Consider the following 24,706-nt stretch of genomic DNA (forward strand, 5'->3'; position numbering starts at 1 on the left):
GCGCCGCTTGCTTCGGCGGCGCGCGAACACGATCAGGACATCACGAAACTCACGAACAGAATTTCCCCAGCAGGCTCATCTGGGCATTGCGCGAGGATTTGCCCGGCCGGCGGCGCCGATAGTGGCCGTCGCTTTGCATGAGCCACGCGGACTGGTTGTCGCCGAGAAAGGCCGAGAGGCCTTCGGCGATCACACGCCGCTTCAAACGACGGTTGTTGACAGGAAACGCCACTTCAACGCGCCGGAAGAAATTGCGGTCCATCCAGTCGGCGCTCGACAGATACACCTGTTCCTTGCCGCCGTCGTAGAAGTAGAAGATGCGGTGATGCTCGAGAAAGCGCCCGACGATCGAACGCACCGTGATGTTCTCCGACAGGCCCGGCACACCCGGTTGCAACGAACACACGCCACGTACTATCAGATCGATCTTCACGCCTGCCTGTGACGCTTCGTACAGCTCGGCAATCACGGTCGGTTCGAGCAGCGCGTTCATCTTCGCGACGATGCGCGCCTTCTTGCCGGCGCGAGCATGCTCGGCTTCCGCACGAATCGATTCAACCAGTTTCGGATGCAGCGTGAACGGCGACTGCCACAACTCGTGCAGCGACAGTTCACCACCGATGCCGGTCAGTTGCTGGAACACATGGTGCACGTCTTCGCAGATTTTCTGATCCGCGGTCATCAGGGCGAAGTCGGTGTAAAGACGCGCGGTGCGCGGGTGATAGTTGCCGGTACCCAGGTGCACGTAACGCTTGAGTGTGGTCTTGCCGCCCGACGACACACGCCGCACGATCAGCATCATCTTTGCGTGGCACTTGTGGCCCACCACGCCGTACACGACGTGCGCGCCCACCGCTTCAAGCTGCGACGCCCAGTTGATGTTGGTTTCTTCGTCGAAGCGCGCAAGCAGTTCGACCACCACCGTCACTTCCTTGCCGTTGCGCGCGGCTTGCATCAGCGCGTCCATCAGCGGCGAGTCGGTGCCGGTGCGATAGATGGTCTGCTTGATGGCCATCACGTTCGGGTCTTTAGCTGCCTGCAGCAGCAACTCGAGCACTGGCTGAAAGCTCTCATAAGGGTGATGCAGCAGCACGTCGCCCTGATCGATCACGTCGAACATGCTGGTGCTGTTGGCGATCTGCGGGGGAATCGCCGGAATATGCGGCACGAATTTCAGGTCGGGCCGGTCCACCATCTCCGGCAATTGCATCAGCCGTACCAGATTGACGGGGCCGTCGGCGAAATAGCAATCCTTGGTGGTCAGGCCGCTTTCGTCGAGCAGGCGCCGCACGACATGCGAGGGCGTCTCCGCCGATACTTCGAGCCGCACTGCATTGCCCAGATGGCGTGCCGGCAGTTCGCCCTGCAGCGCGACACGCAGATTGGTGATTTCGTCTTCGTCGACGAACAGTTCGCTATTGCGTGTGATGCGAAACTGGTTACAGGTGCGCACCACCAGATTCGGGAACAGCTCGCCGACAAAGCGCTGCAGCAACGAACTCAGCAGCACGAAACCATGCGGATAGCCCGACAGCTCCTGCGGCATGCGCACGAGCCGGGGCAAGGCACGCGGCGCCTGCACGATGCCCATCATCGCCTGGCGGCCGAACGCATCTTTGCCTTCGAGTTCGACGACGAAGTTCAGGCTCTTGTTGAGCACGCGCGGAAACGGGTGAGCCGGATCGAGGCCGATCGGCGTGAGCACCGGCAGCAGTTCGTCGAAGAAGTAGTTGCGCGCCCATTCGGTCTGCGCTTCGTTCCACGCTTCAGTGCCGTGAAAATAGATGCCTTCTGCTTCGAGCGCGGTGAGCACCGTGTCGTGCAGCATGGTGTACTGGCGATGCACGAGCCTCTGCGCGCGCTCGACCACGAGGTCGTATACGTGCTGCAGCGACATGCCATCAGGTGACATTGCGCCCGGGTTGTCGCGCATCTGTTCCTGCAGTCCGGCCATGCGGACTTCGAAGAATTCGTCGAGGTTGCTACTGGTAATGCAGATGAAGCGCAGGCGTTCGAGCAAAGGGACGGCAGGGTCGGCAGCTTGTGCCAACACACGCTCGTTGAAACCCAGAATGCCCAGCTCGCGATTCAATAAGGGGTAGCGGATGGACATCGGCAGCGAGAATGGAATGTCAGGAGGGGAGACGAAAAGACGCTCGGAAATTCTCACAGTATGATGACGTTGTTATGACATTCTCGAAGTTATAAATTCTACGCCGTATTCATTGCGTGTCGTAATTATGACGCAGTGCATGTGGGACCATAGGGCACCCCCATTACTGCGAGGCGACATCGTGAGGTCCGGTACGCTTAGAATGGCGTCTTTGAACAGCGCGGCCGGCCACAAGGCGCCCAAGGCATCCGGTGGGCATCCGGCACCTTTCGCATCTACCGCCGCCGCGCTCGCGCGCATGGAGTCCGCTTACTCGATGGTCACTACTCCACAACTCCTCGCTGCCGTCGACCTCGGCTCGAACAGCTTCCGGCTGATCGTGGGCCGGGTCGAGGAAACCGATGCGGGCAGCCAGATCTATCAGGTCGATGCGTTGCGCGAACCGGTGCGTCTTGCCGCCGGTCTGTCGCGCGACAAGATGCTCGACCGCGCCTCGCAAGTGCGCGGCTGGGACGCGCTTAAGCGCTTCGGCGAGCGGCTGCGCGACTTTCATCCCGATCACGTTCGCGCCGTCGCCACCAATACGTTGCGCATCGCCAAGAACGCGGGCGAGTTTCTCGGCGAGGCGCAAGCCGCGCTCGGTTTTCCGATCGAAGTGATCGCCGGGCGTGAAGAAGCGCGCCTGATTTATGCAGGCGCTGCACACTCTGTGCCCGCAAGCGCGGGCAAGCGTCTCGTGGTGGATATCGGAGGCGGCTCGACGGAATTCATCATCGGGTCGCACTACACGCCGATCAAGATGGAGAGCCTGTATATCGGCTGCGTGAGTCATAGCCGCGCATTCTTCCCGGCGGGCAATGTCGACGAATACACGATGCGTCAGGCCGAACTTGCCGCGAGCCGTGAAATTCAGATCATTTCCGCCGAGTACAAGAAAACCGGCTGGGAGCAGGCGATTGGCTCGTCCGGCACCGCGCGGGCGCTCGCCGAACTGGTCGAGGCCAATGGCTTCAACGACCCGGGCGTCACGCACGGCATCTCGCGCGGTGGGCTGGAGCGCCTCAAGCGCGCGCTGATCAAGGCGGAAAACGTCAATCGTCTGAAGCTGGTCGCGTTGAAGGGCGATCGCATTCCGGTGCTGGCCGGCGGCCTGTCGATCATGATCGCGGTGTTCGACGAACTCGGCGTCGATTACGTCGATACGACAGACGGCGCGCTGCGCCTCGGTGTGCTGTACGACCTGCTGGGCCGTTCGCAGCACGAGGACATGCGCACGGTGACGGTGGAAGGCTTCATGCGCCGTTACGGTGTGGACCGCGCGCAGGCCGGGCGTATCGGTGAACTCGCGGTGCGCTTTTACGAGCAGTTTGCCGAACCGGACGAAGAGCGCCGCGCCGAGAATCGCATGTTCCTCGGCTGGGCTGCGGCCTTGCACGAAATCGGGCTGTCGATTTCGCACAGCGCCTATCACAAGCATTCCGCCTATATCGCCAGCAACGCCGACATGCCGGGTTTTTCGCGCACCGATCAGGCGCGGCTCGCCGCGCTGGTGCTCGGCCACGCGGGGAAACTCGGCAAGCTGTCGCAAACGCGCGAAGTGGAATGGCCGCTGCTGTTCTGTCTGCGGCTCGCGGCGCTGCTGTGCCGCCGGCGTGCGGATGTCGGCTTGCCGGGGATCGCGGTTGCGCAGGTCAATGGCGGTTACGAAGTGCGTTTGCCGAATGAGTGGGTGGCTAACAATCCGCTGACGGATTACAGTCTGATCCAGGAAGCTGCAGAGTGGGAGAAGGTTGGCATTCCCTATCGCGTGGTTTACACGGACGATTGAGAATCATGCGCGGTAAATGAAAAAGCCCGGCGGATTAGCTGGGCTTTTTTTATGCGCTTCAGTTTTCAGTCGCTCAGCCGCCGGCTGAATATGCCGGGCGGTTCGCGTGTGCCGCTCAGCGTGGCGATGCGTCGCCGAGGAAGTGCCGCGCGTAACGCGCGTTGATATCCGTCAGGCGCAACAGCGTCAGAAAGTCGGCGGTGTTGAAGTCGGGATCCCAGGCCGGTGCGCCGCAAATCTTCGCACCGAGGCGCAGATAGCCCTTCACCAGCGGCGGCGGTGCGACGTCGGCGCCGGTTTGCAATTCTTCCACCGGCAGCGGCGTGTGCGGGAACGCGCGATATTCCGGCGCCGTCATCGCGTTGTCGCGCAGCGAGCAGTAAAGATTCGCTGCGTAGTGGCCACCGTCGACCATCGCGACGCTCGCGCAACCGAGCATCGTCTCGTAGCCGTTGTGCTTCATGTACGCGGCGAGCCCTGCCCACAACGACATGATCACCGAGCCGCTGCGATAGTCGGGGTGCACGCATGAGCGGCCCACTTCGACCATCTTCGCGCGCAGGTGCGTGAGACGTGACACGTCGAATTCGCTTTCGGCATACAGGCGTCCGATACGGGCGGCCTGATGCGGCGGCAGCGCGCGATAGGTGCCGACCACCTTCAGCGTGTCGAGATCGCGCACCAGCAGGTGATCGCAGTATGAATCGAACGCATCGACGTCGAGGCCGGCCGGACCCGTCAGACGGGCGCCCATTTCATCGGCGAATACACGGTAGCGCAGACGCTGGGCCTCGCGCAGTTGCTCGTCGGTGCGTGCCCACGTCACTTGCAGGCGATGCTGGGCGGTGACTGTCTCTTCGGCGCGCGGCAGGCGGCGCGTTTCGAAGATCGAAGCCAGGGGCAGGGTGGGCGTCGGCAGTTCTCGCATGTGGCGTCCTGGTCGAAAAAAGGGAGATTTCTTTTTTCGCCAATGTAGTAACGCCTGGTGACGCTCGCATGGCAAAGCTGTGACGATTGGATGACTGCCCGTAAGCTGCGCGCGCACGGCTTGTAATGTCGTGGGCCGGGCGGGTCATGTGTTGTTTCTGCGCGACCGTTGGGACTGGCGGGCGCAACTGCGCCTCTTTGAGTACCAGGCCGCGTGACCTGATTGGTTCAGTTCAGCTCAGATCAGATCGGGGCTCATCGCCGCGCGCAGCACGGCCTGGTCGTCGCCGTCGCGCTCACGGCTTTCGATCCACCACAGGCCGGCTTTCTTCAGCGGCCAACTCGCTCCGCTGTTGCCGAGCAAACGCGCCGCAACGTGGCCGAGCGTCGGTTGATGGCCGACGATCACCACAGTGGGTGCGATGCCTTTTGGCCAGCCCGCGGCCTCGAGCACGTCGTCCGCACTGGCGTTAGGCGCGAGTTCGCGCACCACGCGATACTGGTCGCTCAAGGCTTCCGCGGTCTGGATGGTGCGCACCGCAGGACTCGCGAGGACCACTGCGTCCTCGGGCAGACGAGTGCGCAGCCACTTGGCGACGTTTTGCGCCTGTTTGCGGCCCCGCGTGGTGAGCGCACGGGCGAGATCGCTCGCGGCGAAATCTTCGGCTTCGGCGTGACGCCAGAGGATCAGATTCATACGTGTCTCCTTGACTCTGGTTGCGGCGTAGATAACAGCGCCGGGTTTTCAATCACTGTCGCATGCGAGCTCGTGAGGACGCAAGGCGGTGGCGCGTGCCGAATGTTCCCATCAGTTCGCATCAGCCCCTGGCGCCCAAAAAGCAAAAACCCGCGAAGCCGAAGGCTACGCGGGTTTCGTATTGCTTTTCGTGGTCGGAGCGAAAGGATTCGAACCTTCGACCCTCTGATCCCAAATCAGATGCGCTACCAGGCTGCGCTACGCTCCGACGAATCCGAGATTCTACGTGGCATTGGGTGCCAGAGTCAATCACGAATTGCGTCGGGTAGAAAAAAGGTGCAGTGCGCCGCGCCGTTTGTCCGCTCAATGCCGGCGACGCATCCAGTGCGGCATGTGCTGGTGCGTGATCCAGTGATGCAGCATGCCTTCGCCGTCGTGTTCGCGCCGGTAGGTTCTCGATTCGAAAATCGACAGGGCGAGCAGCACGAGCAGGCCTATTGCAAGTCCGATCAGACCTGCGATCGATTCAGCGTCCATGGCAGTCTCCTATGACACGCAGCCGTGCCTCTATAGTAGGACACGCGTAACAAAATGGCAGGGGGTGGCATGGGGACGCGGCCTGCCGCGACATCGTCGAATGCGAATTGCAGGTAGACTCTCGGCGCTTCGTTGCCGTTATTGTCATTCTGTTTCGAGAGTCTATGAACCGTGTTTTGTTGATTGTCTTGATGCTGGCTGCCGGGCTCGCCGGCTGTGCCAACGATCCTTCCGGCCACCATGGCGGCCCGCCGCCGAAAGATCCCGTCGACTACCACGGTGTGCCTACCGACGACCGTCCGCCCGTCATGGCGCCCGCGCCCTGAGCGTTTACCGGGAACGAAAGCGAAGCACCGGCGCGGGCACGCCGGCGCTTCTGACCCGCGCAGACTATTCGCGCGGACAGCGCGGGCTGCAGTTATTCTAGGGCGAGGTGCACGCGTGATATGTGTGCGCTTGTTTCAAGCCGTAACCGTGCGCGGCGTTGTCGTTCAGACCGCTGCCACCGCCATGCCTCGCACGACACCTGGCAAAAAGCGCGCGAGCGTGACGCCGCGCGCGGCCATGAAGATCAGCATCGCGGCCCACAAACCGTGATTGCCATACAGCGCCAGCAAGGCCCACGAGGCCGCCACGAATACCGCGAACGAGACCACCATCGACGTCATCAGCTCATGCGTGCGAGTGGCGCCGATGAACACGCCGTCGAGCAGAAAGCCCCACACTGAGATCACCGGTAAGAGCGCGGCCCATGGCAGATAAGTCTCGGCCGTGGCGCGCACGACGGCCTGATTGGTCAGACCTTCGATGATCCATGAGCCCGCGCCCCAGTACACCAGCGAGAAGCCCAGCGCACCGAGCGCGGACCATAGCGCCGTCACCTTGATGGCCTGCGCGAAAGCGTGCCGGTCGCGCGCGCCGATCGCAGCGCCGACCAGCGCTTCGGCCGCGTGAGCGAAGCCGTCGAGTCCATAAGCCATGAAGGTCTGAAAATTGAGCAGCAGCGCGTTGGCGGCAAGCGTGGCGTCACCTTGCTTCGCGCCGAGATGCGCGAACCAGCCGAACGACGACAGCAGACAGAGCGTGCGTACGAAGATATCGCGATTCAGTACCACCAGGCGCTTGAGGGCTGGAGCGTCGAAGAGGGAGGCGCGGTTTAGCGCAGGCAAACCGCGCGGCCGGCCGTGCCACAACAACGCGGCGCCGAGCACGAAGCCGAGCGCGTCGGCGGTGGCCGTGGCCGCGCCGATGCCGGCCACGCCCCAATCGAATACGTACACGTACAACAGCACCGCCGCGATGTTCACACTGTTGATGAACACTTGCGACAGCAGTGCAAGCCGCACCTGCTGCGTACCGAGTAGCCAGCCGAGCACCACGTAGTTGCCGAGCGCGAGCGGCGCGGCCCAGATGCGCGCGTGGCAGTAGATCTGCGCGTGGCGCTGCACCGCGTCGCTGCCGCCGATCACGCGTAATGCGTAATCGATCAGTGGCACTTGCAACAGAAGCACCGCGGCGCCGATCGCCGCCGCCAGCAACAACGCGCGTACGACGTTGTTGCGCAACTCGGCGTGATCCCCTGCACCGTGCGCTTGCGCGACGAGGCCCGTGGTGCCCATGCGCAGGAAGCCGAAGCCCCAGAACACGAAGTTGAAGAACAGGCCGCCGAGCGCGACGCCGCCGAGATAGGACGCGCCGTCCAGATGGCCGGCGACGGCAGTGTCGACTGCGCCGAGAATCGGCTGTGTGAGATTGGCGAGGACGATTGGAAACGCCAGCGTCAGCACCCGGCGATGCCAGCGCACCGGGACGGCGGGGGCCGTCGCGCTCGCGCCGTTCCCCAGGGGGACTTCCTTCGGGACGTGCGCGGGGTCGCTCAATTACGTTCCTGCACGCACACCCATGGCGAGACGACCACCGCCCACAGATCGGGATCGCGCGCGGCGAAATCGGCGGCGGTTTCCGCCTGCACGCGTTCGACGAGGCCGGAAGACAGCCATTGCGTGACCTGCGTGGTGTCGTCGCTGGCGATGGCTTCGGCGACGCTCACCAGATCGATGTCGCGTGCGACGCGCAGCAGCATGCCGCGCGCGAAAAAGCGTTCGAGTTCGGTCCAGCCGATTTTGGCGGTTTCGGCGAGCAGCTGGGCGTACAGCGGGCTATGAGTGGCGTCGTTGGAAGTCATCGTAAGCGGGTTCTGACGGGGCCGTTACTATAAACCATCGGCGCGGATCGCCAGGGCGGCGCGCGTTCCGGTACGCTTAGGGTCTTTTGCCGAAAATCATTCTGAACCTTCATGTCACTGGATTCAACGGCGCGCGCTGCGGGCGCGCAAGCTCATGTAGTGGCCGGCGCCACACTCACGCGCACCGATGTGGAGCGCCTCATTGGCACGAGCATGGCGGGCAATAGAGAGCCGCTCCATTTCACCGATTGCGATTTCGAAGGCGCCGATCTGTCGCGACTCGACTTGCGCGGCGCAGAGTTTCATCGCTGCACGATCGTCGAGACGTCATTTTTTGGCGCGGCGCTGTCGCACACGCGCTGGGTTCGTTGCCGCGGCCGCCAGGCGGATTTCGCGTCGGCCGATCTGGTCGATGCGGCGTTCCAATCGAGCGATCTGAACAACACGAGCTGGCGGCGCGCCAAGCTTGCCTCGGCGTCGTTTCATAGCTGCAAGCTGACGGGCGCCAATTTCGAAGCCTGTACGGCACTTGGGTTGAGCTTCGTCGAGACCTTGCTGGTGGGCGCGCATTTGCGCGGCCTGTCGTTTCGCAAGGCCACCCTCCAGCAACTCGATTTCTCCGACGCCGATCTGGCCGGCGTCGATTTCCGCGAGGCGATCTTCGACGGCGGCAGTCTGAAGGATGCTCATCTGAAAGGCGCGCGCTTTGACGGCGCGGACCTGCGCGAGGCGGATCTGAGCGGCGTGCGGCTCGTCGATGCGGCGCTGTTCAAGGGTGCGACGATTTCGCATCAGCAGGCGGCGGTGCTCGTAACCGAACTGGGCCTGCGAGTCATGTGATCGCGCTGCAAGCTGGCCGATTTTAGCCATTCGGCCAGCTTGAACGAATCAAGGCCTGTGCTTATCATCTAATCTATTGATTCATTAACCGCGGTCGATTTTCAATCTCGCAATTTGTCAGCGGATTTGAAGATTTTTAATGTATTCGCTATTCGCGAATTTGTTGTGAAGAAATGCGATTACTTATTCGCGTCGCTCAATAATCGCTAATACCTCGGTATGGTGCGTTGGCGCACTAAAGGTTCGCAATACATAAAGCGTCCGGATCATGCTGGGCGGGGCTGGCGGGAATCGGTCAAAGGGCTTTCGTCAGGCTTTTCGGGTGACGCGTGGGTAGGTGCTTGATTTATAAGGCCCGGTGAACCACGCGCGCGATTTTGACTTGTTGATTTTATGACGTTTCATGCGAGGCAGATAAGGGCGTTTACCCAGCTTATTTCCGACATTTTCTCTTCACGTAATGCGGACTCCGTACGCCGCGTCACATTGCCCGCGAAATTAATAGATTGCGCTTGTAAAGGCGGGTTGTTAGATTTCCTTCTGGCGCATGGTGAACCGGTCCTTTGCCGATATGCGCCGAACCCCCGTTAGCCCGGCCTCGTGCCGGGCTTTTTTTCTGGCCGATCGCGCTCGGCGCGCTGTTCGCGTTTGCCGCACGCATTCGCCGAACGCGTCGATCCGCGCTCTGGCCGCGGGCGCCGCCGCCAGCTCGAGCGGCCCTGCGCCTGCGTTATTGCGTTGCCACGTTGCCTCTACTGCTTGCAGCGAACCACCATCGACCGGTTTTTGACGTTCGCACCGAAAACTCCGCCGATCGAGCCACCCGAGGTCGCGCCGTTGTCGACGTCCTTCGAAACGACGTCGTAGCCGTAGTTGCCGCAGACCTCGCCCGCGCGTTTGTAGCACTCGGCCCAACTGGAACTCGCGTCACTGCCGCTGCAGTTGATCGCAAAGCCCGTATCGCCGCTTGGCAGGTAGGTCATGGTGGTGGTGCTGGAACAGCCGCCGAGGCTGCCGAGCGTCAGCAGGCCGAGGCCGATCGCCGCGGCCGTTGTTAAGGACGCCAGTGCGCTCTTCATTGCAGATTCCTTACAGATAACAGGGGAGGACGCGGCGCGAAGCCGCGTCATGCATAGGATTGGGTGTTTTATAGCACGCGCGGTTCCCTCGACTGCTGTTGCAGGGCGCGTGCCTGAGGCCGGGCGGCTAGCGCGCCGGCAGTGCCCGCGACGGGTCGATCGAGCGGCCCTGATAGCGCAGTTCGAAGTGCAGCATGACACGGTCGGTGTCGGTGTCGCCCATTTCGGCGATCTTGTCGCCGCGGGCGACCGACTGGCCTTCCTTCACCAGCAGCACGCGGTTGTGCGCGTAGGCAGTCAGATAGTCGGCGTTGTGTTTGAGGATCAGCAGGTTGCCGTAACCGCGCAAGCCGTTACCCGCATAAACCACCGTGCCGGGCGCGGCGGCAACCACCGGGGTGCCCGCCGCCGCCGAAATATCGATGCCCTTCGAATTGGCGCCGTCGAAGGGCCGGATCACCGTGCCGTCAGCAGGCCATACCAGCGAGATCGCCGAAGCCGGCGCGGACGGCGGCGCGCTATCGGCGGGTGCCGGCCGGGGCGCCGCCGAAGCGCTCGCGCTTCCTGCCCCGCTGCTACGCGCAGCACCACCCGCAGCACCACCTGTAGACGCCACATTGCCCGGTGGCGCGACCCGCAACACCTGTCCGACCTCGATGCTGTCCGGGTTGGTCAGGTTGTTCCAGCGCACGATGTTTTGCACCGGTTGCCGGTTGCTGCGCGCGATCTTCGACAGCGTATCGCCCCGTTCGACGCGGTAAAAGCCCGGCCCCACCGGAGCGGACCCGCAGGCGGCAAGCACCGCCAGCAACGACGCGCAGGCGAGCTGTTTCATCATTCTTGTTGTGTTGAGCATTGGACCTCGCAAAGCGCTGCCACGCGCCGATCCCGATCACGCGGCAGGTAGATGCAAAGCGTCCGATTCTAACGGTTTTGCGCTGCAGCATCCGAAAAACGGATGCAGAGGCGGGCGCGCACGGCGGGAACGCGGCGAAAAGCCACGTAACCCGTCACGTCGCGATGAGCGGAAAACCTGCCATCAGCGCAGCTTGCTGACGCTGATACGCAGTGCGGCTGTCTCGGTTTGTCCTGGTTCGAGCCAGCGCAGTCCCAGGCCGTTGTGGATCGCGTCCGGCAGACCCAGCCATGGCTCGACGCAGTAAAAGTCTGACTCAGCGGCTTCGGTCCATGTCGTGATCGCATACCAGGGCACCGAGTCCGGCCGTTGCAGATCGATCGTGATGACCCGGTTCAGTCCGGGCGCGACGAGGCGTACCGGTTGGTCCGGCGCACCGACGAGACAATGGAAGCGGTCGAGAATGCGCGCCTCGTCGAGCGTGTAGCGCGCCGCGCCCGGTTCTGCTGCGCCGATCGAGCCGTCGCTCTGCTGGTAGCACCGTTCGGTGGGCGGCAGTTCCAGCGAGGTCTCGGCGCGTTGCGTATGCGGCAGCGTGAAATAGAAGTGATGGCCGGCGTAGTAGGGCAGCCGCACGTCGCCGGTATTGGCGGTGCTTAGCGTGACTTCCAGCGTATGCGTATCGACGAGCTGGTACGTCGCTTCGAAACGGAAGCCGAACGGGTAGCCGCCGCGTGTCGCGTCGCTGTCGGCGAGGGTCATGCGCAAACCGGCGCCGTGTACGTCGGCGTGGGCTTCAAAGGGCAGGTCGCGTGCGAAACCATGCATCGGCAATTCGCGCACCGTGCCTTGTGCGTCACGCCAGAAGCCGATCTTGCCGTCGACGCGATGCCGGCCCAGAAACGGAAACAGCAGCGGGTTGCCGCCGCGAATCCTGGCCGGCTGGCTCCAGTCGGCGTTCTCGGGCCAATGAATGACCTCTTCGCCGTCGATGATCCACGACAAAAGACGGCCGCCGGCTTGCGGCGAGAAACGGAGCACGGAGGCGTCCTGGGCGATCTCGAGAATGTCCTGTTGCGGGGAGAGGGGCATGGTCGATGGGCTGGTTGAGAAAAGGTTGGGTGCGGTTCAAGTGAGTTGAGCGCGGCTCGAACGCGGGTTGTGAACGTTCGAACTACGCCGCGTAACGGCTCGCGAAGCAACGATTTTGCGCTGCTTTGCGCTACGGGGAAACCCTTCTCGGGAAATTGCGGGTGTCCGGGAAGCACTATCCTTGTCGATAATCCACTGACTGCCCGGCCACTTCAACGACCGGGCGAGATCGGCTCAGGAGGCTTTATGGATCTCGCAATGGCAATGGGTGTGGCGCTGTTCGGCATGTTCGCGGCAAGCACGGTCTACTTTTTCTACAAGCTCGAGCGCTGATCCAGTCATCTGTTTTGCCTTCTGCCCGGCCGTCAATGCGGGCCTGGTACGACGGGCCTGGCACAACTCTCGCGCATCAGCACATTGAATTTCTCATAAACGCAGGGCGGCCACCGGCGGCGCTCTGTTTCTTTTGCTGCGACGTAACAACGGTTTCCAGTTGTGACGCAGCGCATCAATATTTCCCCGAATGCGGTTCAAACGCTTGGCGCTGACTTTGCAGCCAGGCATAATCGGTGCGCTCTTGACGCGCCGTCGATCTCCTTGTGCGGCGCGCTGTTCCCCGACATTTTCCTTACAAGGACCGCCGCGTGAACCTGTCGTTTCTGATTTTCCTGAGCGTGCTGCAAGGCGTCACCGAACTGTTCCCGGTCAGCAGCCTTGGCCACACCTTGCTCGTACCCGGCCTGTTCGGCATGCATATCGACAAGCACGCGCCGCAGTTGCTGCCGTTCCTCGTCGCGTTGCATCTCGGTACGGCGTTCGCGCTGCTGTGGTACTTCCGCAAGCGCTGGTGCGCGCTGGTGCGTGGCTTCTTCGCTTCGTTCGGCGGCCGTCGCAACGACGACGCGCACATGATGTGGGCGCTCATCATCGGCACGATTCCTGCTGGCCTCGTCGGGCTGATTCTTGAGAAACGTCTTGAGCTGATTTTTCACGATTTGCGCATTGTCGCAGTCGCCCTGATCGTGAATGGGGTGCTGCTGTGGTTCGGCGATCGCCTGCAACGTTCGCGCGCGCACCAGGCGCCGGAGAAGCTGACCTTCCGCCAGGCGTTTTTCGTCGGCCTCGCGCAGATCGGCGCGCTGATTCCGGGCTTCTCGCGCAGCGGTCTGACGATGATCGCCGGGAATGCGGCCGGCCTGACGACTGAGAAGGCCGCCGAGTTCTCGTTCCTGCTCGGCACGCCGATCATCTTCGCGGCCGGCGTGCTCGAATTGCCGAAACTGTTCCATGCGCCGGGCCAGCTCGCCGATGCATTGCTCGGCGGCGTGCTGACCGCAATCGCTGCGTATCTCAGCGTGCGTTTCCTGATGCGTTATTTCGAAGGCCGCGGACGTCTGGCTTCGTTCGGCGTGTACTGCGTGATCGCGGGGATCGTGTTCCTCGGCTGGTTCGTGCTGCATCCGCAGGTCTGATTGCGTTCGACACGCCCGCTACAGTCGGCTAGGTGCCGGCGTGCGACTGGCGGGTAAGAAGCGATCGGTTATAATCCGGGCCCGGCTCAACGCGTCGGGCCCGTTTGTTTTGCGATGCGGCGTGGTGACTGCCGATCAGCGTTGCCGTGCGCCGGATTGGATTTCCACAGTCCTCGGCCCGGTCAGTTAGAATTTCGGTATCCCATGAACCCTGTGGCAGTCATACAGCACAGGTTCCAATGCCCGTTAAGGGTTCTCATTGCGGGCGATGCAGGTTGTACACGTTTCGTGTGTAGCATCGCCTCACGTCATTACGGCAGTAGCTCAGCTGGATAGAGCATCGGCCTTCTAAGCCGAGGGTGGGGGGTTCGAGTCCCTCCTGCCGTACTTCAAAAGCCTGGCGCCGCGCATCGAAGCCTCACCGCTGCGATGCGCGCATGGCCGTTTACCCCGCCGGCTGCACGTCGATGGAATCGACCCGGTTCGGATAGAACGCCAGATGCTGGGCGATCTCTTTCACGGCCGCGTAGGGCGACTCGTAGGTCCAGACCGCATTCACTGCGCGCTCGCCGCCGATCGGAATGCTGTAGTACGCGCAATCGCCTTTATATGGGCAATAGGTTGCGTGATCGGTACGTTCCAACAGCGTCATCTCGACGTCATTGCGTGGAATGTAATACACCGGCGGATACGACGCCTCGCGCAGCACGAGCGCATTGTGCGTATCCGCGATCACGCGGCCGGCTACCGTCACCACCACGTGGGCTTTGTCCGGCTCGATGGTGATCGGATGATCGGGGCCGGGTACCTTGATGGTTTTTTCAGTCATGCTGTCGAGCTCCTGAATAAGTGGGCAAGCCTGCAACACGTTGCTATGGGTTTCGAGCCGCCATCGGCGGGAATGATTGCGTCCTGCGTCGAAGCATACGCCGCTCGTGCAAACGCGTTGTGTCGCTGTTTGCGTCGATAACGAGTCGCGTGCGCCGTGGGGTGATCCGCGCGACGAAAACAAAAAAGGGCAGCCGAAGCTGCCCCGTCAAAATCCCACCGTCAGGCGGACTGTTGCTAACGGATTACTGCCTGATGTTCAGCGCGGCCGTCAGATCACCCATCGGCTTGCTGCCGTTGCTGACCAGCGCGGCATCACGCGCTGCGATACCTGGCAGCGTCGGCAGCGCGAAGCGGTGCGTGATGAAACGCAGAATCGACGTCGTGTCGTACTGCGTGTGATCGACGAAACCCTTCTTCGCGTACGGCGAAATGATCAGCGCCGGAATCCGCGTGCCCGGACCCCAACGGTCGGCCTTCGGCGGCGCGACGTGGTCCCAGAAGCCGCCGTTTTCGTCGTATGTCACGACCACCAGCATGTTGTTCCACTGCGGGCTTTTCTGCAGATGCGAGATCACGTCGGCGATGTGCTGGTCGCCCGAGGCGACGTCGGTGTAACCCGCGTGCTCGTTCAGGTTGCCCTGCGGCTTGTAGAACGACACTTGCGGCAGCGTGCCGCCGTCGATCGCCTTGATGAACTCGGAACCCGCCAGACCGCCGTCGAGCAAATGCTGCGAACGGTTCGCGGAGCCCGGTGCGAGATCGGCGAAATAGTTGAACGGCTGGTGATGCGGCTGGAAATTCGGCGCCGTCAGATTCGCGCCGTAGATCACGTTCGACGTGCCGCTTTGCACCGCCGACACCGCCGCACCCCACGCGCCGCCGTACCACGCCCACGACACCTTCGCGTTGTTCAGCAGATCGCCGATGTGTTGTTGCGTTTGCGCCGGCAACGTGGTGGCCGCAGTCGGGTCGGCCAGGTTGGAATCGCCCCCCGAAGCCGCCTTGTTGCCGCTTGGCTGATACGGCGGCTGCATCGTGTTGATCGCGTAGAAGTCAGGCGTCAGGTTGCCCGAGAGCACGTATTTCGGCGGGCCGCTCAGCGCCGACGCCGGCGAGTTGGTCGCAAGCTTCAGCGTCACGCCGTCGCTCTCGACCGACGAGATCGAGGCGGCTGCCGGGCTCTTGTCCGCATTCGGATAGGTCGGCGTGCACGCGCAAACCAGCCACTGGTGATTCAGGAACGAGCCGCCGAACGCGCCCATGAAGAAGTTGTCGGCCAGCGTGTATTGCTGGGCGATTTTCCACAACGGCAGCTTGTCGGCGTTGAGCGTGTAGTGACCCATGACGAGGCCGCCGGAATCCGCCCACGCGGCGAATTTGTCGTTCTTGCCGCCATTGATCTGCATCTGGTTTTCATAGAAGCGGTGATACAGATCGCGCGTCGTGGCCGTGATTGGCGTGTTGAAACCATTCGGATCGTCGATGGCGAACGGGCTGTTCGGCAGGTTGGCCGTCATCGCTTGCGTCACGACCGGTGTCACGCCGGTTTGCGTCAGGCCGTTCCACACTTGCGGCAGCGTGGCGAGCACCGTGCCGTCGCGGTCGACCTGTGTGGCGCTCGCCGCCGTCACGTTCTGCAGACCGTTGGCGCCGGGGAAGTTGCCGTACAGATTGTCGAAGCTGCGGTTCTCCGCGTAGATCACCACGACCGTCTTGATCGACGTGATGTCCGGTTGCGCGGTGACATTGTCGCCGCCGCACGCATACAGACTCAACGCTGCCGCGATCGCGATAGGCGCCGCGCAGATCAGTTTTTTGTTCATTTGGTATGTGTTCTCTCTCTCGCGTTGGGGACGGGCCGCGTGCATTGTTTACACGGATGGCCGCGAGCGAAAGTTTGAACAAGGAATTTGACAGAAACATGTAACTAATTACGAATGGCTTGGGTTTCGATATTTTCGTCGGCTGTATGTCATTTAAACGACATGTCGATGAAATACGCTCGCGGACTTCAATATCGCAAACTCACATCATTCATATGCGGCTTGGTCTCGCGGGGATTCGTAAAACGACGGTTCGGCCGCAGGCGCGGCGGCGCGTGAGGCCGGCAGGCATTGGCGCGTTGCTGGCGATGGCGCTCGCGGCCATGACCGTGACGCTGGCCGCGTGCGACGCAGGCTCGCAGACAGCGGGGGGCAAGGCCGACGGGAATGGCAACGCGCAAGTGAGCGCCAGGGTGGATACGAACGTCAATACCAATGCCAATGCGGGCGTCGGGCGCCAGACGAGTGCGTCGGCGGCGTCCACCTCTACGGTGGCCTCTACCGTCAAGGTGACGGCACATGAAGCCGGTCAGACCCGCGCGCAAGTCTACGAATCCGTGCGGCAGATGACGGCCCTCGGCAAGCAACTGTTCTTCGACGCGTCGCTATCCGGCTCGGGCAAGCTGGCCTGCGCGTCGTGCCACAGCCCCGCTCACGGCTTTTCGCCGGCGAATTCGCTGTCGGTACAACTGGGCGGCAACGACATGCACCGCACCGGCATGCGCGCCGCGCCGACGCTCAAGTACCTGCAATCGGTGCCGGCGTTCGCCGAGCACTATCACGAGTCGGACGACGAAGGCGATGAGAGCGTGGATGCCGGGCCGACCGGCGGCTTGACGTGGGACGGCAGGGTCGACCGCGGCTCGGATCAGGCGCGTATTCCGCTGCTGTCGTCGTTCGAAATGGGCAGCACGCCTGCGAAGGTCACGGCGGCGGTGAAAGCCGCGCCGTATGCCGAGGCTTTTCGCGCGGCATTTGGCGAGCATATTTTCGATAGCGATGCCGCCACTTTCAACGCCGTGCTGCAAGCGCTGGAAACCTTCGAGCAGGCGCCCGAGATTTTCTATCCGTACACCAGCAAGTACGACGCGTATCTGGCGGGCAAAGCGCAACTGACCAAGGCCGAACTACACGGTCTGGAAGTCTTCAACGACGAAAAGAAGGGTAATTGCGCGAGCTGCCACATCAGCCAGCGCACCATGGACGGCGCGCCGCCACAGTTCAGCGACTTCGGTCTGATTGCGATCGGCGTGCCGCGCAACCGCGCGCTGCCGGTGAATCGCGATCCGCATTTCTACGACCTCGGCGCATGCGGGCCGGAGCGTACCGATCTAGGGGGGCGTGCCGAGTTTTGCGGCATCTTCCGCACGCCGACGCTGCGCAACGTCGCGTTGAAGAAGAGTTTCTTCCACAACGGCATCTATCATTCGCTGGATCAGGCAGTGCGTTTTTATGCGCAACGCGACACGAACCCGGAAAAGTTTTATCCGGTCGTGAAGGGCAAGGTGCAGAAGTTCGACGATCTGCCGCAGCGTTACTGGGCCAATCTGAACACCGAGCCGCCGTTCGATCGCAAGCCGGGTGACAAGCCGGTGCTCGACGAGGCTGAAATCAAGGATGTGGTGGCGTTTTTGAATACGCTCACCGATGGATATAAGGCGGGAAATAAGGCGGCGGCGAATTGATCGCCGGGCGATGGACGCGCCGCTAATCGGGGCGGCACGTGCCGCCGCGGGCGAGGTCAGTGGCCCGCGCCGGCAATGATGTAGTAGCAGCCGACCAGCAGAAGCGCGAACGATATGAGGACGCATGCAATGCCGGCGCGTGTCAGCAGATTCGGCCAGCGTGCGCGAGGGAGGCTGTCCATTTGCACGATGCGCCGCGCAAGACCGGGATCGCGGCCGATGGCGAACGGCACCAGCGCGACGCAAAAGAGCGCGAGCGCGACGGTGAAGGTTTCGAGAGCAAACGAGATGTCCATAGGGCGGCGGTGGAAGCTTGATCAGCGCTACAGCGCAACAGACCTATCTTAAGAAGACGTTTCATAAGAAGATATGAGACTCGTCCTAAAAAGTCTGAGCGGTCGTCGCGCCAGGTCGTTCCCGCAAGGCGGCAATCGGATGCTGCAGGCTTGCCGTGGGTCGTTGCGAGGCCGCATCCACGCGGCCGCTTCGAGGGTGACATGCTATGCTTTTGGGGTCCAGATCACGAGCCGCCGTGAACGCGCTCGAGACCGCCGAACTACTCTTCGAGGAGAACCCTTCATGTCGATGCGAACCCGTGTCCTGTTTCACCTGACCGTCGGTGGCCTGCTGCTTGGCGGCGCCATTGGCGCGCAAGCGGCAAACCTCGGTTTTCTGAACGACACGCCGATCAGCTACATGAAGCAACGCGACGTCGACTCGATCAAGAGCGCCGTGTTCGCTGCCTTGAACGACAAGCAGGACGGCGAAAGCGTGAACTGGGTTAACGAAGACACCGGCAACAGCGTGAAGATCGACGCGACGATCAGCATCGCCAGCACGGCGAAGGATGGCGAGCGCACTTGCCGCGACGTCGGCGTCGCGCTGAATGCGAAAGGGCAGTCGATGAACCTGCGTCCGCAGTTCTGCAAACAGGGCGGCGGCAACTGGCAATTGCAGAAAAAGCACTGAGCGTGCGGGCCGGTATGATGGCGCGCGCCGGCTTGCCGCCGGCGCAGCCCGAAGTTGTGCGTCCTTGCGGCGCGTTGCGTCGATGAGCGCGCGGGTCGTCTCGTGCGGTGTCGTGCTGCTCGACCCGGACGGCCGGGTGCTGCTCGCGCATGCCACCGAAACGTCTCACTGGGACGTTCCGAAAGGGCATGGCGAAGAGGGCGAGGCGCCACACGTCACGGCGTTGCGCGAGATGGTCGAGGAGACCGGTATCGTGATCGAACCCGGTCGCTTGAAGGATCTCGGATTGTTCGTCTATCGGCGCGACAAGGATCTGCATCTGTTCGCGGCGCGCGCGACGGCCGACGAACTCGATCTGTCTTCTTGCACCTGCACGTCGCTGTTTCCGCGCCGCTCCGACGGCACGCTGATCCCCGAAATGGACGCATATCGCTGGACCGCACCGGACGAAGTCGAGCAGTATGCGAGCCGCAGTCTCACACGGCTCTTTCAGACCACGCTTTCGCTCGCGGAACTGCATCGAACGCTATAGCGTTGCATGGGTTGTTTGGACTGTAGCGCTGGCAATACCCGCCACCTGCATCCGCCACGCGCGCTGCCGGCGCGCTCAGTCGAGCGCGCGGTCGTTCGGATGCGCGAATAGCGTGCGGTTCTGTTCCGACAACGGAAAATTCAGATTGATGCCGTGCGGCGGAATCGGCTGGGTGAACCACTGGTTGTATAGACGTTCCGCGTCGCCGGCAAGCTGGCCGCGTGCGATCACCCCGTTCACGAGCGTGCGCAGCGGCTCGTCGCCCTTGCGGAACATGCAGGCGTAGACCTCATAGCCGAGCGGCGTGCCGGTTACCACAAAGTCTTCGGGGTGCGGGTCGGTCGATTTGAAACCGTACACGATCGGCTCGTCCATCACGAAGGCCACGGCCCGGTCATCCTTGACCGCGCTGAATGCTTCCGCATGATCGCGCGCACTCGTGATGCGCATGTTCAGATGCTTCTCGGTGTTCAGGCGGCGCAGCAGGCGCTCGTCGGAGGTGCCGGCGGTCGTCACGACCGTCTTGCTGGCCAGGTCGGGAAAATCCGTAATGCCGCTGCTCTTGCGCGCGATCATGCGCACCGCGTACTGGAAGAAGCTGTTCGAGAACGCGGCCACGTTTTCGCGTTCCACCGTGTGCGTGGTTGAGCCGCATTCCAGATCGATCTGGTTGTTCAGCAACATCGGCGTGCGGTTCGACGAGGTCACGGTGATTTCGTGCACCTTCAGTTGCGGCAGGCCGAGCGTTTTCTTGATTTCGTCGACGATCTGCAGCGCGATGGTCTGCGAGTAGCCGACCGTGCGCGTGCCGTCGAAGTAGGAGAAGGGAATCGACGCTTCTCGCACGCCGAGTACGACCACGCCATCGTCGTGGATTTTCTTCAGCGTGCCGGTGAGTTCGTCCGCGTGAGCGGGGCAGGCGAGCGATGCCGCGCCGAACGCACCCAGCGCCACGAGTGCGCAGCGCATGCTATGCGCGACGCGAGCGGCGCGGGTTATGCGCGTAACAGCAACGGCACGCGTATGACCCGCGCCTGATGCTGTGTCCCATGCACTTACCCCGCGACGGGCTGCAACTTTCATCGGGCCTCCCGGACTCGCGCGTGCACGGATGCCGCGCTGTCACTGTCGATGGAACATGATGCAACGAAACGGCGTGCATCCCGCTCGCGAAATGCACGCCGTATTTGACTTCAGAGAAGCTACGTCAGATGCGCTTCGCGCTGTTGTGGCTCCAGCTTACGCCGGCTTGCCCCAACTGTCGCGCAAGCTGACGATGCGATTGAATACGGGTTTGCCCGGTTTCGAATCGACGCGGTCGGCGACGAAATAGCCGTGGCGCTCGAACTGATAGCGCTGTTCCGGCAGCGCGTCGCGCGCACCCGGTTCCAGGTAGGCGTTGACCACGCGCTTCGAATCCGGATTCAGCGCTTCGAGGAAGTCGCGGCCGCCGGCGTCCGGTTGCGGTTCCTTGAACAGACGGTCGTAGATGCGCACTTCGGCCGGGACCGCGCCTGCCGCGCTGACCCAGTGAATGTTGCCCTTGACCTTATAGGTGTTCGCGCCTTCCGTGCCCGATTTGCTGTCAGGGAAGTAGTTGCAGTGGACCGCGACGATGTTGCCGTTCTCGTCCTTGTCCGCACCGATGCATTCGATCACATAGCCGTAGCGCAGGCGCACCTTGTTGCCCGGGAACAGGCGGAAGTAGCCCTTCGGCGGCGTTTCGTTGTAGTCCTCGCGTTCGATCCACAGTTCGCGGGAGATCGGGAACTCCCGAACCCCCATTTCCGGATGATGCGGGTGGACCGGCGCATTGCACGGCTCGGTCACGTCTTCAGGGAAGTTGTCGATGATCAGCTTGACCGGATCGAGCACGGCAGCAGTGCGTGGCGCCTTGTCGTCCAGATCGTCGCGCAGTGCGCCTTCGAACACGCTCATGTCGATCCACGAATCGACCTTGGTGACGCCGATGCGCTCGCAGAACAACTGGATCGCTTCCGGCGTGAAACCGCGGCGGCGCACACCGACGATAGTCGGCATACGCGGATCGTCCCAGCCCTCGACATGGCCTTCGGTCACCAGTTGCAGCAGTTTGCGCTTGCTGGTGATCGCGTAGGTCAGGTTCAGGCGCGAAAACTCGATTTGTTGCGGCAGCGGGCGCGTGAAGATTCCAGCTTCGGCCAACTCGTTCAGAATCCAGTCGTACAGCGGACGGTGGTCTTCGAATTCGAGCGTGCACAGCGAATGCGTGATGTTTTCCAGCGCGTCCGAGATGCAGTGCGTGTAGTCGTACATCGGGTACACGCACCATGTGTCCCCGGTGCGGTAGTGATGCGCGAAGCGGATGCGGTAGATGACCGGGTCGCGCATGTTGAAGTTCGGCGACGACATGTCGATCTTCGCGCGCAGCACATGCTCGCCTTCCTTGAACTCGCCGGCTTTCATGCGGCGGAACAGGTCGAGGTTTTCCTGCACCGAACGCTCGCGGAAGCGCGACGGCGTGCCGACTTCGGAAGCCGAGCCGCGATTCGCGCGCATTTCTTCGGCCGACTGGCTGTCCACATACGCCTTGCCGCGTTCGATCAGCAGTTCGGCGAATTCGTACAGTTTGTCGTAATAGTCGCTCGCGAAGTAGAGCTGTTCCTTGCCGCCTTTTTCCCACTCGAAACCGAGCCAGCGCACGGAGTCGATGATCGAGTCGACGTACTCGACGCTTTCCTTTTCCGGATTCGTATCGTCGAAACGCAGATGGCACACGCCGCCGTAGCTGCGCGCCACGCCGAAGTTCAGGCAGATGCTCTTGGCGTGACCGATGTGCAGGTAGCCGTTCGGCTCGGGCGGAAAGCGCGTTTCGACGCGCTGCTCCCACTTGCCGGTGCGGTTGTCTTCGTCAATGATGTTGCGGATAAAATTGGATGCCGCTGGCGCGTCGTTGCGTTCGGTATTCATGCGAGAAGGTGAAAGTCTGTCGGGGACGCGCAATGCGCCCACTTATCCGTCAATTCTACCTGACGCGTTCGCTTGCGGCAGGCGAGTGCGGCGCGCAGCCAACGTTTGAGCGGTTTCGGGCGGTTTTTGGGGGCGGACGAGATCCTGCAAGCTGCGTTTAATGTGCTGTAACAGGAGGTAAAACGTTTTGTTGGCGCGGTCCATGGCGACTTACGATGCGGGCGGCGCACTCTCCACGCGCCGCGCACGGGCAACATGATGTTCGCCCACGGATTTTTTCCCCGGCGCCGCTTTGCGCCCGTGCGGCGCAAGCCAGACCGCCTCGCCGCACACCCGCGCCCCGCTCAAGCCGTTTTGGATTGCGCTGCCTGTGCCCTGCCATGTAGCGCCAACCGCAGTGCGGCTGGGCACGCAGGCCGCGTCACCCATTGGGCCGCCCTGGCATGGACGCTTTCCGTTCGTGCAACATGGCGTTCCTAGTTCCCGGAGTTCCTCAGATGTCCGTCCCGTCGCATGACGCGCCTCGCGCGCCCTTCGCCTCTTTGTCTTTCGCACGGATCGTGACGGCTGCGGCCGTGTTCGCCGCGCTCGCCGGCAGCTTCGCCGCGCCCGTCCCCGCGCTCGCGAAAACGCCGCCGCCCAAGGCCGTGCTGGACGCGTCGGCGGTGGCCGTGCCGGATCGCTTCAGCGCCGACACCGCGCAGCAGATCTTCGCCGCCGGCGGCAACGCGGTGGACGCCGCGGTGGCGATCGCCTTCACGCTGGCCGTGACCTGTCCGGACGCGGGGAATCTCGGCGGCGGCGGCTTCATGACCGTGTTCATGGACGGCAAGCCGTATTTTCTCGACTATCGCGAGCGCGCGCCGCAACAGGCGACCCGCGACATGTACCTCGACGATAAAGGCAACCTCGTGCCGGGTATGAGCCTCGTCGGCCATCGCGCGGTGGGCGTGCCGGGCACCGTCGAGGGCATGTGGGAAGCGCAGCAGCGTTTCGGCAAGCTGAAATGGAAGCAGGTGCTGGCGCCCGCGATCCGTTACGCCACCGACGGCTTTCAGGTCGACGCAGGGTTGCAGCAGCGCCACGACGCGGCGGCGAAGAGTTTCGCCGGCAAGACCAATTTCGACGCCTACTTCTCGAACCTGAAGGCGGGCGTGATGTATCGCCAGCCGGAACTCGCGCAAACGCTCTCGCGTATCGCCAGCGATGGCGGCCGTGAGTTCTACGAAGGCCGCACCGCCGATCTGATCGCCCAGCAGATGTACGGCCACGGTCTGGTCACGAAGCCGGACCTGATTCAATACAAGGCTGTCTGGCGCCAGCCGCTCACCGCCAATTGGAACGGCTACCAGGTCGTGACCGCGCCGCCGCCGAGTTCGGGTGGTGTCGGGCTGATCCAGATGCTGAAGATGAAGGCCGATCTGAAGCCGGCGTTCGATGGCCTCAAGCTGAATTCCGAGCCGTATATCCATCTGATCGCGCAGATCGAAGACCGCGTGTTCGCCGATCGCCAGCAATACATTGGCGACCCCGATTCGTACAAGGTGCCGCTCGACAAACTGACCAGCGACGCCTACCTCGCGCAACGCGCCGATGAAGTGAAACCCGACGAAGTGCCGGGCGCGACGCCCGTTAAAGGCGGCTTCGGCGACGTGATGCCGGAGAAAGCGCAAACCACGCATTATTCGGTGGTCGACAAGTGGGGTAACGCCGTGTCGAACACCTACACGCTGAACGGGGATTTCGGTTCCGGCGTGGTGGTGGACGGCGGCGGCTTCCTGCTCAATGACGCGATGGACGACTTCGTCACCAAACCGGCTGCCGCCGGCACGCCCGGCGCGACGGCTGACGACCTGAACACGGTGGCCCCGGGACGCCGGCCGCTTTCGTCGATGACGCCGACCATCCTGTTGAAGGACAACAAGGTGTCGCTGGTGATCGGCACGCCTGGCGGCTCGCGAATACTCACGTCGATCTTCCAGGTCATGACCAACCTGTACGATTTCAATCTGACACCGGCCGACGCTTTGGCTGCGATGCGGTTCCATCATCAGTTGCTGCCGCCGAAGACGATCTATTTCGAGCCGTATCATCCGATCACGGGTGAGTTGGCCGATCAGCTGAAAGCCAGGGGCTACACGCTGGAAGGGCAGTCGTTTAACGGCGACGTGCAGATGATCCGCGTCGAAGGGACGACGCCTGAGCCGGCAGCTGATCCGCGCGGCGTGGGCGTGGGCCGTGTGATGCATTGAAGCATGCGGCTTTGGCCGGGCGAAGTGGGTGATTGCGGA

General features: G+C 62.5%; 22 protein-coding genes and 2 tRNA genes. 9 read left to right on the forward strand and 15 right to left on the reverse strand.

The features are described from left to right. Positions 1-49: 49 nt before the first annotated feature. Positions 50-2,113 (reverse strand): polyphosphate kinase 1, encoded by a 2,064-nt coding sequence (gene ppk1, locus M0D64_RS15030; protein ID WP_154565260.1) that lies wholly within the window; start codon positions 2,111-2,113, stop codon positions 50-52. Between the two features lie 202 nt (positions 2,114-2,315). Between ppk1 and ppx the strand changes: the two genes are divergently transcribed. Continuing rightward, positions 2,316-3,941: an exopolyphosphatase gene (ppx, locus tag M0D64_RS15035; RefSeq protein WP_154565259.1), complete on the forward strand. Its 1,626-nt coding sequence runs from the start codon at positions 2,316-2,318 to the stop codon at positions 3,939-3,941. 115 nt (positions 3,942-4,056) lie between these two features. On the opposite strand, the gene M0D64_RS15040 is transcribed toward ppx, so the two are convergent. The 4 genes from M0D64_RS15040 to M0D64_RS15055 all read right to left on the reverse strand — a co-directional run bounded on the left by M0D64_RS15040 (position 4,057) and on the right by M0D64_RS15055 (position 6,102). Continuing rightward, a complete protein-coding gene (locus M0D64_RS15040) occupies positions 4,057-4,869 on the reverse strand; it encodes a GNAT family N-acetyltransferase (RefSeq protein ID WP_154565258.1) in 813 nt (270 codons plus the stop codon). A 237-nt stretch (positions 4,870-5,106) separates the two neighbouring features. After that, on the reverse strand, positions 5,107-5,565 hold the full coding sequence (gene sixA / locus M0D64_RS15045) for a phosphohistidine phosphatase SixA (protein ID WP_154565257.1): 459 nt from the start codon (positions 5,563-5,565) through the stop codon (positions 5,107-5,109). A gap of 191 nt (positions 5,566-5,756) precedes the next feature. Then, a tRNA-Pro gene (locus M0D64_RS15050) sits at positions 5,757-5,833 on the reverse strand. 95 nt (positions 5,834-5,928) lie between these two features. Beyond that, positions 5,929-6,102: a hypothetical protein gene (locus M0D64_RS15055; RefSeq protein ID WP_166618274.1), complete on the reverse strand. Its 174-nt coding sequence runs from the start codon at positions 6,100-6,102 to the stop codon at positions 5,929-5,931. A gap of 164 nt (positions 6,103-6,266) precedes the next feature. Between M0D64_RS15055 and M0D64_RS15060 the strand changes: the two genes are divergently transcribed. Further along, complete coding sequence (locus tag M0D64_RS15060; RefSeq protein ID WP_166618273.1) at positions 6,267-6,428, forward strand: hypothetical protein; 162 nt, start codon at positions 6,267-6,269, stop codon at positions 6,426-6,428. A gap of 165 nt (positions 6,429-6,593) precedes the next feature. Here the strand turns inward: M0D64_RS15060 and M0D64_RS15065 are convergent, their stop codons facing one another. Together M0D64_RS15065 and M0D64_RS15070 are read right to left on the reverse strand one after the other, a co-directional pair. Beyond that, positions 6,594-7,946, reverse strand: coding sequence for an MATE family efflux transporter (locus tag M0D64_RS15065; RefSeq protein WP_266258298.1), 1,353 nt, complete (start codon positions 7,944-7,946; stop codon positions 6,594-6,596). A gap of 32 nt (positions 7,947-7,978) precedes the next feature. Next, a complete protein-coding gene (locus tag M0D64_RS15070) occupies positions 7,979-8,287 on the reverse strand; it encodes a DUF2288 domain-containing protein (protein WP_266258262.1) in 309 nt (102 codons plus the stop codon). Positions 8,288-8,398: 111 nt separating this feature from the next. Here M0D64_RS15070 and M0D64_RS15075 point away from each other — a divergent pair, with 111 nt between their 5' ends. Next, positions 8,399-9,127, forward strand: coding sequence for a pentapeptide repeat-containing protein (locus M0D64_RS15075; RefSeq protein WP_266258263.1), 729 nt, complete (start codon positions 8,399-8,401; stop codon positions 9,125-9,127). 752 nt (positions 9,128-9,879) lie between these two features. Here the strand turns inward: M0D64_RS15075 and M0D64_RS15080 are convergent. From M0D64_RS15080 to M0D64_RS15090, 3 genes are all read right to left on the reverse strand, one after another. Next, positions 9,880-10,206, reverse strand: a complete 327-nt coding sequence (locus tag M0D64_RS15080; protein ID WP_097389968.1) for a hypothetical protein — start codon at positions 10,204-10,206, stop codon at positions 9,880-9,882. A gap of 127 nt (positions 10,207-10,333) precedes the next feature. Continuing rightward, positions 10,334-11,062: a peptidoglycan DD-metalloendopeptidase family protein gene (locus M0D64_RS15085; protein WP_266258264.1), complete on the reverse strand. Its 729-nt coding sequence runs from the start codon at positions 11,060-11,062 to the stop codon at positions 10,334-10,336. 183 nt (positions 11,063-11,245) lie between these two features. Continuing rightward, complete coding sequence (locus M0D64_RS15090; RefSeq protein WP_266258265.1) at positions 11,246-12,154, reverse strand: aldose epimerase; 909 nt, start codon at positions 12,152-12,154, stop codon at positions 11,246-11,248. A gap of 644 nt (positions 12,155-12,798) precedes the next feature. Here M0D64_RS15090 and M0D64_RS15095 point away from each other — a divergent pair. Continuing rightward, positions 12,799-13,626: an undecaprenyl-diphosphate phosphatase gene (locus M0D64_RS15095; RefSeq protein ID WP_266258266.1), complete on the forward strand. Its 828-nt coding sequence runs from the start codon at positions 12,799-12,801 to the stop codon at positions 13,624-13,626. 313 nt (positions 13,627-13,939) lie between these two features. Next, a tRNA-Arg gene (locus tag M0D64_RS15100) sits at positions 13,940-14,013 on the forward strand. 58 nt (positions 14,014-14,071) lie between these two features. Here the strand turns inward: M0D64_RS15100 and M0D64_RS15105 are convergent. Both M0D64_RS15105 and M0D64_RS15110 read right to left on the reverse strand, forming a co-directional pair. Beyond that, a complete protein-coding gene (locus tag M0D64_RS15105) occupies positions 14,072-14,455 on the reverse strand; it encodes a DUF427 domain-containing protein (RefSeq protein ID WP_266258267.1) in 384 nt (127 codons plus the stop codon). 244 nt (positions 14,456-14,699) lie between these two features. Then, positions 14,700-16,280: an acid phosphatase gene (locus tag M0D64_RS15110; RefSeq protein ID WP_266258268.1), complete on the reverse strand. Its 1,581-nt coding sequence runs from the start codon at positions 16,278-16,280 to the stop codon at positions 14,700-14,702. A 215-nt stretch (positions 16,281-16,495) separates the two neighbouring features. Here M0D64_RS15110 and M0D64_RS15115 point away from each other — a divergent pair, with 215 nt between their 5' ends. Beyond that, complete coding sequence (locus M0D64_RS15115; protein WP_266258269.1) at positions 16,496-17,965, forward strand: cytochrome-c peroxidase; 1,470 nt, start codon at positions 16,496-16,498, stop codon at positions 17,963-17,965. 56 nt (positions 17,966-18,021) lie between these two features. On the opposite strand, the gene M0D64_RS15120 is transcribed toward M0D64_RS15115, so the two are convergent. Beyond that, positions 18,022-18,261 (reverse strand): hypothetical protein, encoded by a 240-nt coding sequence (locus M0D64_RS15120; RefSeq protein ID WP_266258270.1) that lies wholly within the window; start codon positions 18,259-18,261, stop codon positions 18,022-18,024. Positions 18,262-18,544: 283 nt separating this feature from the next. Between M0D64_RS15120 and M0D64_RS15125 the strand changes: the two genes are divergently transcribed. Further along, positions 18,545-18,934 carry an RT0821/Lpp0805 family surface protein gene (locus M0D64_RS15125; protein ID WP_266258271.1) on the forward strand — a complete coding sequence of 130 codons (390 nt, stop codon included), beginning with the start codon at positions 18,545-18,547 and terminating at the stop codon, positions 18,932-18,934. A gap of 82 nt (positions 18,935-19,016) precedes the next feature. Next, positions 19,017-19,466, forward strand: a complete 450-nt coding sequence (locus M0D64_RS15130; protein WP_266258272.1) for an NUDIX hydrolase — start codon at positions 19,017-19,019, stop codon at positions 19,464-19,466. A gap of 75 nt (positions 19,467-19,541) precedes the next feature. On the opposite strand, the gene M0D64_RS15135 is transcribed toward M0D64_RS15130, so the two are convergent. Next, a complete protein-coding gene (locus tag M0D64_RS15135) occupies positions 19,542-20,435 on the reverse strand; it encodes a transporter substrate-binding domain-containing protein (protein WP_266258299.1) in 894 nt (297 codons plus the stop codon). A gap of 270 nt (positions 20,436-20,705) precedes the next feature. Beyond that, a complete protein-coding gene (locus tag M0D64_RS15140; protein WP_266258273.1) occupies positions 20,706-22,415 on the reverse strand; it encodes a glutamine--tRNA ligase/YqeY domain fusion protein in 1,710 nt (569 codons plus the stop codon). 497 nt (positions 22,416-22,912) lie between these two features. Between M0D64_RS15140 and ggt the strand changes: the two genes are divergently transcribed. Then, entirely contained in the window at positions 22,913-24,667 is a 1,755-nt protein-coding gene (gene ggt, locus M0D64_RS15145; RefSeq protein ID WP_266258274.1) for a gamma-glutamyltransferase, read from the forward strand. Positions 24,668-24,706 lie beyond the last annotated feature (39 nt).

Origin of the sequence: Paraburkholderia sp. WS6 (assembly GCF_030464835.1) — a bacterium.
Classification (GTDB): domain Bacteria; phylum Pseudomonadota; class Gammaproteobacteria; order Burkholderiales; family Burkholderiaceae; genus Paraburkholderia; species Paraburkholderia madseniana.